General features: G+C 29.2%; 17 protein-coding genes, 1 pseudogene and 1 riboswitch. Of the genes and pseudogenes, 4 read left to right on the top strand and 14 right to left on the bottom strand.

Annotated elements, in window-relative coordinates:
- Positions 1-139, bottom strand: a pseudogene (locus ABNK64_RS01135) (3-aminobutyryl-CoA ammonia lyase); the annotation flags it as partial.
- 100 nt (positions 140-239) lie between these two features.
- Positions 240-420: riboswitch (Lysine riboswitch) on the bottom strand.
- Between the two features lie 457 nt (positions 421-877).
- On the opposite strand from ABNK64_RS01135, the gene ABNK64_RS01140 reads away from it, so the two are divergent.
- From ABNK64_RS01140 to ABNK64_RS01155, 4 genes are all read left to right on the top strand, one after another.
- Positions 878-2,323 carry a Na+/H+ antiporter NhaC family protein gene (locus ABNK64_RS01140; RefSeq protein ID WP_349763202.1) on the top strand — a complete coding sequence of 482 codons (1,446 nt, stop codon included), beginning with the start codon at positions 878-880 and terminating at the stop codon, positions 2,321-2,323.
- Between the two features lie 97 nt (positions 2,324-2,420).
- Positions 2,421-3,266 carry a MurR/RpiR family transcriptional regulator gene (locus ABNK64_RS01145; protein ID WP_300343117.1) on the top strand — a complete coding sequence of 282 codons (846 nt, stop codon included), beginning with the start codon at positions 2,421-2,423 and terminating at the stop codon, positions 3,264-3,266.
- Between the two features lie 184 nt (positions 3,267-3,450).
- Entirely contained in the window at positions 3,451-4,176 is a 726-nt protein-coding gene (locus ABNK64_RS01150) for a gamma-glutamyl-gamma-aminobutyrate hydrolase family protein (RefSeq protein ID WP_300389390.1), read from the top strand.
- 25 nt (positions 4,177-4,201) lie between these two features.
- On the top strand, positions 4,202-5,656 hold the full coding sequence (locus ABNK64_RS01155; protein WP_349763204.1) for an alanine/glycine:cation symporter family protein: 1,455 nt from the start codon (positions 4,202-4,204) through the stop codon (positions 5,654-5,656).
- A 66-nt stretch (positions 5,657-5,722) separates the two neighbouring features.
- Here the strand turns inward: ABNK64_RS01155 and ABNK64_RS01160 are convergent, their stop codons facing one another.
- The 13 genes from ABNK64_RS01160 to ABNK64_RS01220 all read right to left on the bottom strand — a co-directional run bounded on the left by ABNK64_RS01160 (position 5,723) and on the right by ABNK64_RS01220 (position 16,995).
- Complete coding sequence (locus ABNK64_RS01160; RefSeq protein WP_349763205.1) at positions 5,723-7,633, bottom strand: ABC-F family ATP-binding cassette domain-containing protein; 1,911 nt, start codon at positions 7,631-7,633, stop codon at positions 5,723-5,725.
- A gap of 120 nt (positions 7,634-7,753) precedes the next feature.
- A complete protein-coding gene (locus ABNK64_RS01165) occupies positions 7,754-8,128 on the bottom strand; it encodes a hypothetical protein (protein ID WP_349763206.1) in 375 nt (124 codons plus the stop codon).
- Positions 8,129-8,226: 98 nt separating this feature from the next.
- Positions 8,227-8,703 carry a 2-C-methyl-D-erythritol 2,4-cyclodiphosphate synthase gene (gene ispF, locus ABNK64_RS01170; protein WP_349763207.1) on the bottom strand — a complete coding sequence of 159 codons (477 nt, stop codon included), beginning with the start codon at positions 8,701-8,703 and terminating at the stop codon, positions 8,227-8,229.
- Positions 8,696-9,694 carry a D-glycero-beta-D-manno-heptose-7-phosphate kinase gene (gene rfaE1, locus ABNK64_RS01175; RefSeq protein ID WP_300341632.1) on the bottom strand — a complete coding sequence of 333 codons (999 nt, stop codon included), beginning with the start codon at positions 9,692-9,694 and terminating at the stop codon, positions 8,696-8,698. Before rfaE1 ends, ispF begins: the two co-directional genes overlap by 8 nt.
- 14 nt (positions 9,695-9,708) lie before the next feature.
- Positions 9,709-11,376: a secretin GspD/PilQ domain-containing protein gene (locus ABNK64_RS01180; protein WP_349763208.1), complete on the bottom strand. Its 1,668-nt coding sequence runs from the start codon at positions 11,374-11,376 to the stop codon at positions 9,709-9,711.
- 12 nt (positions 11,377-11,388) lie between these two features.
- Complete coding sequence (locus ABNK64_RS01185) at positions 11,389-12,180, bottom strand: hypothetical protein (protein ID WP_349763209.1); 792 nt, start codon at positions 12,178-12,180, stop codon at positions 11,389-11,391.
- Complete coding sequence (locus tag ABNK64_RS01190) at positions 12,167-13,330, bottom strand: PilN family protein (protein WP_349763210.1); 1,164 nt, start codon at positions 13,328-13,330, stop codon at positions 12,167-12,169. The genes ABNK64_RS01185 and ABNK64_RS01190 overlap by 14 nt, the downstream gene beginning before the upstream one ends.
- The gene (locus tag ABNK64_RS01195) at positions 13,308-13,916 is read right to left on the bottom strand and encodes a hypothetical protein (RefSeq protein WP_349763211.1); all 609 of its coding nucleotides are present in this window, start codon (positions 13,914-13,916) and stop codon (positions 13,308-13,310) included. The genes ABNK64_RS01190 and ABNK64_RS01195 overlap by 23 nt, the downstream gene beginning before the upstream one ends.
- Positions 13,894-14,487 carry a PulJ/GspJ family protein gene (locus ABNK64_RS01200; protein WP_300341625.1) on the bottom strand — a complete coding sequence of 198 codons (594 nt, stop codon included), beginning with the start codon at positions 14,485-14,487 and terminating at the stop codon, positions 13,894-13,896. Before ABNK64_RS01200 ends, ABNK64_RS01195 begins: the two co-directional genes overlap by 23 nt.
- Before the next feature lie 7 nt (positions 14,488-14,494).
- Complete coding sequence (locus tag ABNK64_RS01205; RefSeq protein ID WP_349763212.1) at positions 14,495-14,917, bottom strand: hypothetical protein; 423 nt, start codon at positions 14,915-14,917, stop codon at positions 14,495-14,497.
- Entirely contained in the window at positions 14,914-15,354 is a 441-nt protein-coding gene (locus ABNK64_RS01210) for a prepilin peptidase (RefSeq protein ID WP_349763214.1), read from the bottom strand. The genes ABNK64_RS01205 and ABNK64_RS01210 overlap by 4 nt, the downstream gene beginning before the upstream one ends.
- Positions 15,339-15,821 carry a prepilin-type N-terminal cleavage/methylation domain-containing protein gene (locus ABNK64_RS01215; RefSeq protein ID WP_349763215.1) on the bottom strand — a complete coding sequence of 161 codons (483 nt, stop codon included), beginning with the start codon at positions 15,819-15,821 and terminating at the stop codon, positions 15,339-15,341. The genes ABNK64_RS01210 and ABNK64_RS01215 overlap by 16 nt, the downstream gene beginning before the upstream one ends.
- Before the next feature lie 13 nt (positions 15,822-15,834).
- Entirely contained in the window at positions 15,835-16,995 is a 1,161-nt protein-coding gene (locus ABNK64_RS01220) for a type II secretion system F family protein (RefSeq protein ID WP_349763216.1), read from the bottom strand.
- Positions 16,996-16,997: the final 2 nt, after the last annotated feature.

A 16,997-nucleotide genomic window follows, 5' to 3' on the forward strand; every position in this document is an offset into this window, starting at 1 on the left:
GTCCTTCATCTCCATCCATTTGGATTAAAAGTTCTGTAGCTACATCTCCAAATAATTGTAACATTCTTGCACCATCTACAAGATTTCCTCCATAGTGTGCATCGTGTGAACTCATTCTCATTCTAATCATTGACTTCATTTTTCTTCCTCCTGACTTTTTTTCAAATTAATCTACCAAAAAAATTAAAAAGTGCATGTTTAAATTTGTAAGGTATAATTGCAGCACAATATTTATGTAAAAAGAAAATAGCTCTCCACAAAAACTGTGACAGTGATCATATATTCATATAATCCCCAAGAAAAAAGTCAAATAAGCTTACTTTGTTTCTTTCGGCAATTATGCCCTTCGTATAAAACATTGGGAGCTTCTTCCCTTAACATTTTTATACTACCTCTCATAAATGCACCTCTATTTTTAAAATATTAAATTGTCAGTTAGCTTTTACCTTATTTATTTTACTATATATTTTTTAAATACATAGTATTAATAAACATTACTTTCAATATAAGTATATTACATACAATATTAATTGTCAAGAGATTATTTTTTTATATAAATTATATCACATTTATCAATTTTTATTGTTTTTTTTTAAAGTATCGTATTTTCTTATTTTACACCAACGTGCACTCTATAAAAAAATAATTTTTTAGAAAAAAATTATCATTTTGTAATTTTTTAGTTGAAATATTATCAAAATTGAACTATAATTAGCATATAGATTAAAGTGATATTCATTATTAATTGTTATCATCATCATTATTAATATTATCATTGTAATCATCAAACTAATTTTAAAATTTAATTTTACTAGTATTCACCTACTTAATTAAATTTAATTTTGGACCAAACAAAATATTTAGGAGGGTAAATTATATGGTCGAGTTTATTAAATTAATGCCAGTTTTTATTTTAGCTGCACTTATGATGTCAGGATTTGATGCTTTGCTTGCTGCACCTTTAGCAACAGTTGCTGCAGCAGTAGCTGCAATGGTTACAGAAAAAAGAAAATTTTCTGAAATCCTTGATGCTGCTTTAGCAAATGTTAGAGAGATTACTGTTGCTCTATTTATTCTAATGATGGCTTATGCTATGGCTGAGGTATTTATGGCTACTGGAGTTGGAGCTGCTATCATCAATGTGGCATTGAAGTTAGGTATTACAGGAAAAACTGTTGCATTAGTGGGAGCAATTGTTACTTCTATTCTTTCAATAGCTACTGGATCAAGCTGGGGTACTTTTGCTGCTTGTGCTCCAATATTCTTATGGTTAAATCATATTGTTGGGGGAAATATTATGTTAACTATGGGAGCTATAGCTGGAGGAGCTTGTTTTGGGGATAATATAGGACTTATTTCAGATACTACTATAGTTAGTTCTGGTATCCAAGGTGTTGAAGTTGTTAAAAGAATTAGACACCAAGGTGTTTGGTCAGCTTTAGTTTTAATCTCTGGTATTATCTGTTTTGGACTTGCTGGAATATTTATGGGATTACCATCAGTAGTTGGAGATGGAGCTGCTGCTATTAACGAAATTCCAGCTGAAGTTTGGACAAAACTTGCTGAAGAGAGAGAATCAGCTGTAACTCTATTAAACCAAGTTAGAGATGGGGTTCCAGTTTATATGATAATTCCTTTAATATTAGTTCTAGTATTTGCATTTAAAGGATATCAAACATTTATCTGCTTATTTATAGGTATTATTTCTTCTTATATCCTTGGATACTTTGCAGGAACTGTTACTAGCACAAAAGCTTTCCTTGAAGATCTAATCTTTGTTGGATTTGAAGGTGCAGGAGCTTGGGTTATAGTTATGATGATGTGGGTTTCAGCTTTTGGTGGAATAATGAAATTGATGGACGCATTCAAACCTTTATCAACATTACTAATTAAGATTTCTAAAAACGTAAAACAACTTATGTTCTGGAATGGAGCTTTATCAATATTTGGAAATATGGCTCTAGCTGATGAGATGGCACAAATAGTTACAATAGGACCAATCATTAGAAACCTTGTTGAGAAAAACGTAGAAGGTGCTCCAGAAGATATTGAAGTATTAAGACTTAGAAATGCTACATTCAGTGACGCTATGGGAGTTTTTGGATCTCAATTAATTCCTTGGCACGTATATATTGGATTCTATTTAGGAATTGCAACTACAGTATATCCATTAGAGGCATTCTCTCCAATAGATATTATCCAGTACAACTTTATAGCATTCATAGCTGTAATAAGTATGTTACTTCTAACTTTAACAGGTTTTGACAGATTCATTCCTAGATTTGCATTACCTAGAGAACCAAAAGTAAGATTGAGAAAATAATTAGATTTTAATGGTGAATACATAAAAAAGAGAGCAATATTGCTCTCTTTTTTATGTATATTTATGTTATAATATAATAAAAAATATGAGGTGACATATGATTAGATTTCAAAATTTCTACAAGAAAAATTTTAATACTTTAACCAAAACTGAAAAAAAAATCTTAGAATACCTGATTAAAAATCCTAAAAATATCATTACTCATTCAGCTTTAGAAATTGGAAAAGAACTCAACATCAGTGATGCTTCTGTTTTAAGATTTTCAAAAACTCTTGGTTTTGAAAAATTTAATGATTTAAAAATATATATCACTTCTAATTTAACCTCCTCTAATCCTAGCGAAAGAATTATTAAAAATTGGAATAATTTTAGTTCAGAAAATGATATGATTACTAAAATAGTTAATGCTGATATCACAAACATTAAAGAGTTTATTGAAACGTTAGATTTAAATCAATTAAACAAAGCAATACATATCTTAGAAAATTCTAATAAAATTTATTTTTTAGGTCTTGGATCAAGCAAAGGAATTTCACAGTTTATGTTTTGGTATATGAGACGTCTAGGATTCAATACTGAGTGTATTAATGAAGGTGGTCTCGGGCTTTATGAAACTTTATCACATATAAAGAGCAAAGATACTATTTTTATTTTTTCATTTCCTAGAATATTGGAAGATGAAATAAGAATACTTGAACTAGTAAAGAAAAAAGGAAGTAAAATCATCGCTATTACAAGCACAGAGTTTTCCGAAATCTCTCTACTCAGTGATATATTATTCCAAGTTGAGGTAGAAAATTTAGGTTTTTTCAACTCTTATGTTGTTCCTATTCAACTATGTAACTTAATATTGACAATGCTATTTGAAAAAAATAAAGATACTTTATATAAAGAAATTAAAGAAAATAGTTTTGTTCAAGATTTTCTATTCCATAATTTATAATTAATTTTATTAATACATTATTTATATTATAAATATACTAATCTATTGTATTTATATTTATGTTTTATAAATGATGTATTTTTATTTTTTTGATACATAAAATATAAATTTCATTACATATTTTATTGACTTTACTACATTTTAAGTGTATAATGTAGTATAAACTACAAAAGGGAGGATTTTTATGACTAAACCTATAATTGGGATTACATCTGCATATGAGATTGAAGATGGACTTCGTAATTACCATAGGACGACTGTTAGTATTGATTATTCTAAGTCAATTATAGCTGCTGGTGGTGTTCCTATAGTTTTGCCTGTAACATCTGATTTAGAAACTATTAAAAACCAATTATCACTTCTTGATGGTCTAATCTTAGCAGGAGGAGCTGATATAAACCCTTTATACTACAATCAAGATTTCAAAGAAAATATGGGAGTTATCTCTCCTGAGAGAGATGAAGGTGAATTAATTGTTTTAAGAGAATTTTTTAAAACTGGAAAACCTATTCTTGGTATATGTAGAGGACACCAACTTTTAAATGTATTTAGAGGTGGAACTTTATATCAAGACCTTAAATATTTTGGAAAACCTGTTCTAAAACATAGACAAGATTTTTATCCTGAATTAGCTATACACAATGTCAAAATAATTGATTCAGATAATATATTGTCACAATTATTTGGTAACAGTATTTTAACAAACTCTTTTCACCATCAATCTATTGATAAAATAGGGGACGGATTGACTACCATCGCAACTACTGAAGATGGAATCGTTGAAGCTATTCAGATGAAATCACATAAATTTTTGTACGGAATACAATGGCATCCAGAAATGATGACAGCTAGAGGAAATGAGGATATGAAAAAAATCTTTATTGAATTTATTAAACACTGTAATAAATAAAGTAAATTAAGTGGGGGGGATTTAAATGTTACAATATTTTGAAGCGTTAGTAAATTTTTTATGGGGATTACCTATAATAGTTATCATCCTTGGTACTGGAATATACTTTACAATAAAAACTAAGTTTTTCCAGGTATTTCATCTTAAACACATATTTTCTGAAACTATATTAAAAATTATAAGAAAGGGAAATAAAGCTGAAAGTAATGGTGAAGGCCTTATTACACCTTTTGAAGCTGTTGCTACTGCTATTGGCGGATCAGTAGGAGTAGGAAATATCGGTGGAGTTGCTACTGCTATGGCTGTTGGTGGTCCGGGCTCTTTATTTTGGTTATGGATTGCTGCTTTTGTTGGAATGATACTCAAAATGGCTGAAGTTTCATTAGGGGTTTATTACAGACAAAAAGATGAAAAAGGAGAGCTTTACGGTGGTCCTACTTATTATATGGAAAAAGGATTAGGAGAAGAAAAAGGACATAAATGGTGGATTATTCCTGCTGTTATTTTTGGAGGTGGTATTTTTTCTACATTTTTTATTACAGTTCAAAATTATACTGTCTCAGAAGCTGTAAGTTCTGCATTTGGAATAAAAATAATATATGCTAGTTTTATTTATATCCTTTGTAATTATATTTTAATTATAGGTGGTATTAAATCACTTGGTAAATTAGCTGGAAAAATAGTTCCTTTTATGTGTATATTTTATATTGGTGCTGCTTTATATATAATTTTAATCAATATTAATAACCTTCCTGAAACTTTCAAACTAATTTTTTCTGGTGCTTTTACAGGAACTGCTGCTGTTGGTGGATTTACTGGAGCTGCTTTTAGACAAGTTATGAGAATTGGTATGGCGAGATCTGTGTTCAGTAATGAAGCTGGTTGGGGAAGTTCTCCTATGATACATGCTTCTGCACAAACTGATCATCCTATAAAGCAAGGGCTTTGGGGAGCTTTTGAAGTATTTGTTGATACTGTTATTGTCTGTACTTTAACTTGTTTAGTTATTATTATTACTGGAGTATGGAATAGTGGTGCTACTGGGGCAACTTTAACTCTTAGTGCTTTCGAAACTGGGATGGGAACAGCCAGCAAAATATTCATAGCTACTGGTATTTTCTTATTTGGTGTTACTACTTCTTCTGGTTGGTATGCATACTATGAAATAATTTTAAGACATCTAATGAAATCTTCACCTAAATTAAAAGATGGTATTCTTAAGTTTTATAAAGTATTTTATCCTGTTCCTGGTTTTATAATGGTTGTAATGGCTACTACTATTGGAATGCCTGGCTCAACAGTCTGGCTATTTGCTGATTTTACTACTGCCGTGCCAACTTTTATAAATGTTGCTGTTATTCTTTATTTAAGTGGGACTTTCTTCAAATTATTTAAAGATTATAAAAATAAGTATATTTTAAAAAAGGAAATAAAACTAGAGGATAGAATCCCTATATTTTATGAAGATAAAAATAATTAAATAATTACTAAAAAGGAGAGCACACACCTGTACTCTCCTTTTTCATAGAATATCTATATCAATTATTTATTTTATCAATTCTTTTAATTCTTCCTCTAAAGCTTCCCATTCTTCCATAACTTCCATAATTTGTACATCATAATCTTCAAGCTCCTGTTGAATAGTCAGAAGTTTGTCCAAATCATTAATTTTTCCAGCTTCGTTATACTCCACTTCTTTTTTAGCTTTCTCACTCTCTAACTTTTCCAATCTCTCTTCAGATTTTACAATTTTTTTCTCTAGAGATGATATTTTATTTTTATTTTTCTTCTGTTCTTCATAACTTAATACAGCCTTATCTTTATTTTCATCCTTCTCTTTTACATTATCTCTCTGTTGTAAATAGCTATTATAATCTCCTTTAAACATAATAGCTCCCTCTTTTTTTACCTCATATATATTATTTACAACATAGTCTAAAAAGTTTCTATCATGTGATACTACTAAAATAGTTCCTGTATAATCCTCTAAAGCCTCTACCAATATCTCTCTTGAATATATATCCAAGTGGTTAGTTGGCTCGTCTAATATTAAAAAGTTAGGTTTTTCAAGCATAAGTTTCATAAAAGCAACTCTTGCCTTCTCTCCTCCACTCAAACTTTTTATCTCTTTATATACATCATCTTCACTAAATAAAAATCCACCACAAATATTTCTAGCTTCCTCTTCACTCAAAGTAAAATTATACATAAGCTCTTCAATTATAGTCCTATTTAAATTTAGTCCTTGATGATTTTGGTCATAGTAACCAATCTTTACTCTATCTCCTATTTTAAACTCTCCACTAGAAGCATTTTCCAAAGAGTTAACAATCTTCAATAAAGTTGATTTTCCAACTCCATTTTTTCCTATTATTCCTATTCTTTCTCCTCTATATACATCTAAGTTAATATTAGAAAATATCTTATGACCATCAAAAGACTTAGACAGATCTTTTATTCTTAAAACTAAATCCACACTCGTTACATCTGTTTCAAACTTAAGCTTCATATTCTTTCTACTTATTACTGGATTTTCCATCTTTTCCATTCTATTCAGAAGTTTCTCTCTTCCTCTTGCCTGTTTAGATTTTACCCCAGCTTTGTATCTTCTTATGAATTCCTCCATTTTTCTAATCTTATCTTGCTCTTTATCAAAAGCCTTTACAGCACCTGAAATATATGCTTCCTTTTGAATAGTAAAATCTGTATAGTTTCCATTATATGTTTTAAGTGTTTTTCCTTCTAATTCAAAAACTCTATTTACTACATTATCTAAAAAATATACGTCATGTGATATTACCATAACAGCTTTTTTATAATCTTTTAACATTTTTTCCAACCACTCTATAGCATTTAAATCTAAGTGGTTAGTTGGTTCGTCCAATATCAAAAGTTCGGGCTCTTCCAATAAAATTTTACCTAAAGCTACTCTAGACATCTGTCCCCCAGATAGATCTCCAACCTTATTATTCCATAACTCCTCTGCCAAACTCAAACCATTTAATATCTGTTTTACCTTGTACTCAATAGCATAACCTTCATTTTGCTCATATCTAGCTGTAACTTTTCCCAACTCTTCCATAGTTTTATCAAAGTCATCTAAATTTTCAGCTAGTATAATATTCAGTTCCTGTATTCTATGATAATCTTGTCTTACATTATCAAACACTGTCATCAATTCTTCAAAAATTGTATTTTCTTTGTTTAATTTAGGATTTTGTGAAAGATAACCTATCTTCAATCCACCTTTTTTAGCAATTGTACCTCTTTGATTAGTTGCTGGATCTACCTCATCATACTCCAATCCCAATAAGATTTTTATAAGTGTGGATTTTCCAGCACCATTTATCCCTATTACTCCTATTTTATCTTTTTCATCTACTGAAAAGCTTACATTTTTAAATAGTGTCTCTCCTGAAAACCCCATATATAAATCATTAACTTGTAATAATGCCATCTCTATATTTCCTTTCCTAAATTTTTTATACTTTTTTATTATACCATATTTTTCGTATCTGTAAAACTTTATAAAGCTTAAAATAAAAAGAGAGCCTTCATTCAGCTCTCCTTCTAATTATTAATAGTTATTTTGCTCCATTCTTTCTCTCATTATCATTGTCTTATTCTCTGCTCTTTTTAAAGCTATCTCTTGATTTAACTTCTCAATTTTATTCCAGTCTGGAGTATCTTTTAACATCTCTCTTCTTATCTCTAACTTTCTTTCAGAAATATCAATTCTATTTGCTTGAATCTCTTTGTTCCCTCTAAAGTTATCATAGTTATCACAGTATCCATGTCCATTATTGTTATTGTGGTGATATCCTCTGCTATAAGTTCTGTGGTGAGATGTAGTTTGCTCATTTCTTAAATTCTCTCCATCCATAGATCTTCCAAATGCTGCTGTTCCTACTAATAGTGTTATTGCTCCTGCTAATACGATTATTCTTTTCAAAATTATTCCTCCTGTTAAATTCATTTTTTCATCTCTTTTTCTTTACACAGTGATTATAACTTTGAATTATGACTTGAATATGTCATTGTAAAAATAATTTATTTTTTTTCTAATAAAACAACACAATATGATTTTACTCCAGATTCATCTCCTGTAAATCCTAATTTTTCTTCAGTAGTTGCCTTTACACTCACTTGCTCTACATCCAATTCCAATACCTCAGCAACTCTTTCTCTCATAGCCTCTATATATGGTTTTACTTTAGGTTTTTGTAACACAATAATAGAATCTAAATTTATAACTCTATATCCTCTATCTGCTATTAGCTCTTTGACTTTTTTTAATAGAATTGTACTATCTATATTTTCATACTTCATATCTGTATCAGGAAAATGTTGACCTATATCTCCCAAAGCCAAAGCTCCTAGCATAGCATCCATTATAGCATGTATCAATACATCTCCATCTGAATGTCCTAAAACTCCTCTTGTATGTGGAATCTCAATTCCACCTAATACCAATCTTCTTCCCTCAACTAATTTATGAACATCATATCCATTTCCTATTCTAAGCATGATGACACTCCCATCTCTCATATATTTGATTATAAAACTCTAAAATCTCCTCTTTAGTAACTGTTGATGTTCCCATTTTTCCAACTACAACTCCTGCAGCTGTATTAGCTATCTTAGCTGCCTCATGCCAATCTACTCCTGTGGCACTAGCCAATGTAAATACTGATATAACTGTATCTCCTGCTCCTGTAACATCATAAACTTCCTTAGCAAAAGTAGGAATATTTATAGTCTTATCTAAAAATAGACTCATTCCCTCTTCACTTCTTGTCAATAAAAGATTACTCAATTGAAGTTTCTCTTTTAACTCTTTTCCTAAAGTTTCAAAATCTACTACATCTGTTTTTCCTAAACACTCCATAGCCTCTTTTCTATTTGGAGTCATTGAAGTTGCACCTATATAATTTAAAGCATTTTTAGGTTTTGGATCAACTGTTACTATTTTACCTTTTTCTCTACACACTCTAACAATCTCTTTAGCAACTCTAGGAGTTAAAACTCCCTTATCATAGTCAGATAGAATAACTGCATCTAAGGAATCTATTTTTGAATTAAAATTCTCTAAAAGTGCATCTTCTAATTCAGTTGAGATAGGAGTTGCTTTCTCCCAATCTATTCTTAATAACTGTTGATTTCCTGCTAATATTCTTCTCTTTACTATTGTTGGAATATCCTTTGTTCTAATTATTCCACTTGAATTTATTCCTTTCTCATCAAATGTTTTAATAAGTCTGTTTCCGTTATCATCTTCACCAATAACACCAAAACAGATAGTTTTAGCTCCTAAAACAGATAGATTATTAACTACGTTAGCTGCTCCACCAAGTACAAATCTCTCCTCTTTAACATTAACTACAGGTACAGGAGCTTCTGGTGATATTCTATTTACAACACCAATTATATAATCATCTAACATTAAATCTCCTACTACACCTATTCTTACATTTTTAAAATTTTCTAAAATCCCTTGTAAATCAAATCTTTTTGTCATACTCTTCCTCTTCCTTAATAGATTTTTCTATTTATTATATTTTGTGCCCTCTGATGAATCTCTTCTTTTTCAAAGGTATCACTCTCATTATTAACTATATTTACTTTCATTTTAACATATATATCTGTTATTTCATGGCTTATATTTTGATTTTTAAATAAAAAATTGATCATTGGTAAAGTTCCGAAAAATGGGATCTTACTATCTAAATTATGAACTGTTGCTTTTTTCAGTCCCCCTATAAATATAGTCTCTCCATCTCTTATCTTTACAGTAGTTTCTATACTTCTTCCCACTTTCGAACCACCTTCAGAGTTATATGTTCCACTATCTTCAGATTCCTCTTTATCTATCTTCAACTTAAAATTACTAACCTCTATTACAACCTTTAAATTTATCCAACCATCTTTTCCTATATTAGGTGTTACCTTTAAAATAATTCCAGCCTCTTTAAAAATTGGTGTTGAGATAACTCTGTCATTATTGTCATTCTCTTCTCTCTCCTCACCAACAATTACCTCTTCTGTTACTTTAAAACTTCCCTCTTCTCCATTCAAAACTAAAATTGAAGGTCTAGCACTAACTACTAGGTCTTGAGTTGCCTCTAATAGATTTATTCCCAAATTCAAAACATCATTTCCACCATTAAATTGTTTAACCACATTAATAGAAGATGAATAGATATTTCCTAAGCCACCTAGACTAGATTTATCTAAAAATCCCATATTCCAGCCTTTATCCCCTTCTACCTTTCCATTATTGCTATATAGCCAATTAAATCCTAGTGTTTCAAATAGATTATCAGTTATATCCAGGATCTGTGCATCTACTCTTATCTGTTCTCTATCTTTATCCAACTCATCTACCAACTCTTTTGATGCTTTTACAACCTCACTTCTTCCAGATATCACTATCAAATTTCTCTTATTTAGTGTAGAAACACTTATTTCATCACCAAAGCTCTCTTTTAACAGTTTTTTTACCTCTTCACAATCTAAGTTATGCAGATAAATATTTTCAGTTAAATTTTCTAAACCATTTATCATTGATTTTTTTGAGTAACTTCCCCTCTCTTGTGAATGTAATTGAGGGTTTATGATAGTGTTATCTCTCTCTAATAAAACTGTAAGTGTGGAATTCCCTTGAGAAAGATTGATAATCTCCCCTTTGGTAACATACCCCTTCTTTTCAAATTTAGCCAAATAAACTCCTGGTTCTATATCTGAAAGTATAAAATTTCCACCATAATTAGAGTATACAGGCTGAAGAAAACTATTCAAAAGTGTTATTTTTACTCCGTCAACTCCTGAGTTAGAGGAGCTTGATAATACTTTTCCAGCAAATATACTATTTATTTTTTCTCCTCTTTTAGAGAGAATAAATACATTTCCACTCTTTGAGAGTTTAAGATTATACATCTCTATAAAAGAATTTAAAATATCTTCAACACTCTCTCCCTCCGAAAAATAAAGATCTAAATTAGTATCTTTGATCTCATCAGAGGAGAGTATAGTTACTCTATTCTCTTGCCCTATTATATTTAGAGCTTCTCCTAAAGTTACTCCTTGCAAATTCAAATCAGAAGTAAGCTTACTCTTTTTTAATAACGGATCATAAAACTGTCCATAAATATTATAGCAAATAAAAAATAATATTAAAAGTACTAGATTTCTTTTTGACATACTCTCTCCCTACTATTCTGTTAATTTTATAAATACTTCACTATTTTTTGTAATAATCTCATATTTTTTCCCTTGGAATATCACTATTTTCCCCTCAAAAAAGATCTCACTCTGTCCACTTACTTTTTTTAAAATTATATATTTTTTGTTATTGTAATTTAAAATTTTTATCTCTTTTACCATCTCTCTCACAACTCTACTCAGAGGAATTAACTCTTCATTTTCTACTTCTGTTACTATTTTTTTCTCTAAGACATTTGCTGAAAATTTACATATCAGTCGAGCCTTTTCCTCTTTAATCTCCAATGTTAACCCTGTTTCACTGAGACTTACCTTCTTTTCATTTGCCTCTTCTATCTCTTCCATAAATTCTAAAATTTTACCTATATCACCTGAAACTACATATGGAATATAAATTTTATCTGTCTCTTGTACTCTTTCTACCCTTCCAATAGTATCTAATAACAAAAAATTTTTCTGGCTCATCTCACTTATATACTCTTCAAATTTAACTATGTTCAAAAAACTGCTCTCTACTACCCTATTTTTAAATAATTCAACTCTCTCCTGCTCCTTTTCCAGCTCCTCTTCCAATCTTTTATATCTTTTTTCTCCAGCTTCTCCAATAGTCTTTTCCTTTCTTATATCTAAAATAAATTTTTCTACTTGCTGATTTTTTTCACTCCATTGAACATAAGGTTTATAAAATAAAAAATTAATAGCTAAAATTACAATTGAAAAGCCTATAAATATAACTATCTTCTCCTTATGATCACGGATATTAAACTCATTAATCTTTACCATAATCTATCTCAAACTCCATTTTAAATCTATATAGTTTTTCCTCTAATTTTATAAAATCCTGATTTATATTTTTAAAATATCCACTTGCCAATACTTTGTGTTGATAGTTGTATATCTCCTCCTCTGTCTCTGCTATCCCATCAACTCCAATAATTTTTTCACCATCATATTCCAACTTTTCAAATCTTATTCCATCTGAATTTTCAAATAAAAATGTATATATTTTTGATATTTTAATTTTTTTAAAATCTCTTTCTCTACTCTCCTCTCTAAGTTTTTTTATCTCATCCTCTAGCTCTCTTATATTTTCAGTTGTTGTTAAATTTTTATTCTTTAATTCCATATAGTTTTTTTGTAATTCACCCAATCTCTCTCTTTTCCTATCTGTTAAAAGATTAATGGTAATAAAAAATATAGTTCCTATAATTATAACTATTGAAAGCATAAACATTATAACTTTAACACTACTTAAATATTTCAACTCTTTTTTATAATCTTCTGGAAGATAATCATACTCCTCTTTTAAAAATGAGTTATACTCTCTCCAATCTCTTATCTCTAAATTCTCTATATATTCCCCAAGTTCACTTTGATCTGGATAGACAAATTTGAGAGAATTATCCTCTAAATACTCATCTATATAATTTGAATTGGATAATATCTCCTCTTTTTCCAGTTCAATATCTTGAAAATCTATAAGTTTATTATTTGAAAAACTAAATACTCTTGTTCTGTCGTCACCTATCTCCAGATAACTCTTAACTTTCCCATCACAATTAAAAAACTCCATAAAAAAAAGAGGATATATTCCTAAAAGTTTTATCCTTTTCGATTTTATATTCTCTAACAATGTGTAAACTCTATCTTTTTCTAACATTATAACAATAACTCTCTCAATTTCATCATCTTCATATAGAGTTATCTCCTTGCTCAAATAGTAAAAACTATCATATCCCTCTATCTCATCTTCTAATTTTTCATCTATCTCTAATTCTCGTTCTCTTTCATCATCCACCTTAGAAATACTTATTTTTACTATTTTAAACCATTGGCTCTCCAATAAAAGAACTCCCTCTTTTATATTTTCAACCTCATCTAACTCAAAAAATTTTACTTTTTTATTTTTCTTAATATTTAACTCCAACTTCAAAATCTTTTAATACCTCCTTATAAGGAGCCAAAGGATTGTTATTTCCATACTGATAATATAGATCAACTCTAGCCTTAAAATATATCTTCTCACCAGTCTCCTCATTCCTTATAATTTTTTCCAACTCCACTCCTACAATATTTAGTTGTTTCCCTATTGCTATTAATTCTCTCCTTATCAAATCTCTAAATATAACTTTCTCATCTTTTTTATAGGTATAAAATTTCCTCTTATTATTGAGTCTCATTCCTATCAACTCATAACCTGTCTCTGATCTTCGAGTTGTAGTATCTCCATACCATACCCTTTCAACCTCTAAATTTTTACCTATGTATTGAGCTCCATTTAGACAGTTTTTAGCTTTTATTTCTGAATTTATTCTCCTTAACTCACTATAAGCTAAAGTTTCCAAGTTAAATTTTATTTCATCTATCTCTCTTTTTCTCTCCAATTGCTCAATTTTTTCACCTTTTCTCATTATGATTCTATACCCTATTAATAGATTAAACAATAATACTATTGATAAGATTGTAGTTGCAATGAATAAAAAACCCCTATTTTTTTTAGAATATATTAAAATTCCCATATCCCTTTATCTCTTCTCTCTCCTTTAAACTCTTACTCTCTATGTTATACTCTATTGCTACTCCCCTCTTCTTCCTCTTAAATCTTCCTTCAATATTTTCATAAAGGGTATCTGAATTAGATATTTTAACTACTCCATTCACTATCTCTCCCTGTGTTACTATCAAACGATTTTCTATAAATTGAAAAAGTAATATTGTATTCTCAATCCTAGCTCCATTACTTCTAGGTATCTCTAAAAAAATTACATTACCCTCGTCTGAATTTTTCGACAAAAACTCCTCTGTTATATTAAAGGAGATTATCCGATTATCTTGCACTATAGCAACACCATTTTTTACATAATTCTTACCAGAATATAACTCTTTTATTGTATTTGCCTTCTCAATACTTCTCTCCATAATATTTAACATTCTAATTACATCTCTCTCTACTAGACTTCTTTCACTTATTTTTCTATTTAGATTATTAGAAAGCTTTAATGTGGGAAAGATAAGTACAGAAAAAATTGATAATAATCCTAGAGATATTACTACCTCTAAAAATGTCATTCCACTATTCTTTGATTTCATAAACTCCTCAGTCAAAATCTATATAATTTTCAGAAGAAATACTTTTATTATTGTCAGTATACATTATTTTCAAACATAAATAATGATAACTATCCACCTGAAACTTAAAATTTATCTTTTTTATCTCTATTTTTATTTTAGAGTTATCTTCTAATGGATAGGGAAGATATACTCCTCCTGTTAATCTATCCTTACCAAATTCTTGGGATAAATACTCTCTCACTCCTATATTATTTAATAAAATACTCTGCTCTGTACTTCTCAATTGTTTTTCCAAAGCTACAAAATTTTTATACTTCTTTTCTATTTGTAAAAATCTCCTATTTAGAGAGGTATTTTCAACTGTATATCTCATAAGTGGAATAAGAGAGATTAGAAATAAAGATATTGAAACTACAACCTCCATAATTGAAAATCCATATCTTTTCATATTCTAACCACCCACAAATAAAAAAAACTTATAATGAGATATGGGGAGAATGGTAGCTCTCTATTCCTATCTCTTTTGAATGTATATAAAACTAATCCGACAACAGAAGCTAATCCAAAGGAGATCATATAATATATGTATAACTCATAAAAATCACTATACCCTAAAATATAGCCTATGCTTAGCAAGAGCTTTATATCTCCAAAGCCAAATATCTCTTTTTTCATCAAATCTGATCCGTATCCATATATTAATAGAAGTGGAAGTGTATAAACTCCCATTCCAAGCAGACTATTTTCTATTGAGAAAAAACTACTCCCTTTGTTATATAGTGCTAATCCCATTAAAATTAAATTAACTCCATTTGGAATATACATTTTCTTAATATCTATATACATAATTATAAAAAGTATGATTATTATTAATACTCTATCCATTTATTTCCTTTTGTATCATAATCTTTTCCTACCTCTGGCTTAAACCAAATATACACTCCATCACCTTTTTTCCCTGTTTCAGGACTTTTAAATGTCAACTCTATTTCACCACCATAAATTATATTTGGATCAGCTTCATCTGCATCTGTTTTCTTTACTCTACTTCCACCTATTTCAAGTTTTCCATCTTTGATCTCATTAAAAGTTTTAATATCTAAATATGGTTCAAGCTCTGTTACTTTCCCCTCTATATTTATGTCAGCTTCTGGATTATCAGTCAATGGTTTTCCTGTCTCTAAATAGTATAGTTCACAAGCTGTTCTAATATTACTCAATATAGCTATCGCCTTAGTGTCCTTTCCTATAGCTAATTGCTTTCTAAATTTCGGCACACCTATTCCCATCATCAATCCAATTAAAGCTATTGCTACTGTAATCTCAATCAAACTAAACCCACCATTTTTCATTATTTCTCCTCCTTCATATTATTTGTGAAATATTGAATATAGGAAGATATAATCCTAAGATTATTATTCCCACTATAACCCCCAATATCAATAGCAAAACAGGCTCTAGTAATGATGTCATTTTAAAAAGATAGTACTCCAATTCACTCTCCATAGTAGTTGCTATCCAGCTAAAAGCTCTCTCTATACTTCCACTTTTCTCTCCTATTTCAATAAGATAAAGTTGTGTAGCATTAAAAAATCCTGTCTTATAAAAAGCCTCATATATTGTACTCCCCATCTTAATCTCTCTCTCAATATTAGCTAATTCTCTCTGCTGAAACAGATAGAGATCCCCTTTTTTCAAAATTTCAAATATCTCCAATACCTCCATTCCAGCTTCATTCATTATAGAAAAATTTTTACAAAACTCAATTATCAATCTTCTTTTTAAAATATCTCCATAAAATGGGATTGATAATCTCAAATTCTCTACTATCTCTCTATTAATTTTCTTAAAAGAAAAAAATATCCCTATTATAAAAATGGATATACCTAAAATAATAGTGATAAAATTTTGACTAATAGCAATTAAAACTCTTGTTAAAAATGGTAATTCTACCCCTGTATCTTTAAAAAATTCAATAAAATTTGGAAACACAAAAGTAAGTATGAATATGATCAGTAAAACAGTAAAAATAAGTATAATAGTTGGGTAAAGTGTTGCTTCTTTTATCTTTTTCTTAATTTTTTCTTCAAAAATCAATTTTTCATATATTTTTTCTAAATTCTCTATTAATCTCCCTGATTCCTCACCTGCCAATAACATATTTAAATAGCTCTCTCCAAATATATTTTTATAAATCGAAAAAGCTACATATAAACTATTTCCCTCTATAATTTTTAAATGTATATTATGAATAATATTAAACAATTTTCCATCTTTTTGTTTACTCATAATCTCCAAAGCTTGAGATATTCCTATTCCACTCTCCAGTAGTATCTTTAGATTTTGAGTAAAATTTATAATATCTTTTTTTAAAATTTTAATTTTTTTATTAATAACCCTATACTCAATTAAGATCATCTGATTTTTAATCAAATATTTTTGCAAGTCTGATAACTTTTCAAACTCCAAAATTAAGGTTGCTCTTTTTTTCTCTTTGGTATCCACTCTCACACTGTAGGTTTTCATCT

The sequence above is a fragment of the Fusobacterium sp. SYSU M8D902 genome (assembly GCF_040199715.1).
Lineage (GTDB): Bacteria > Fusobacteriota > Fusobacteriia > Fusobacteriales > Fusobacteriaceae > Fusobacterium_A.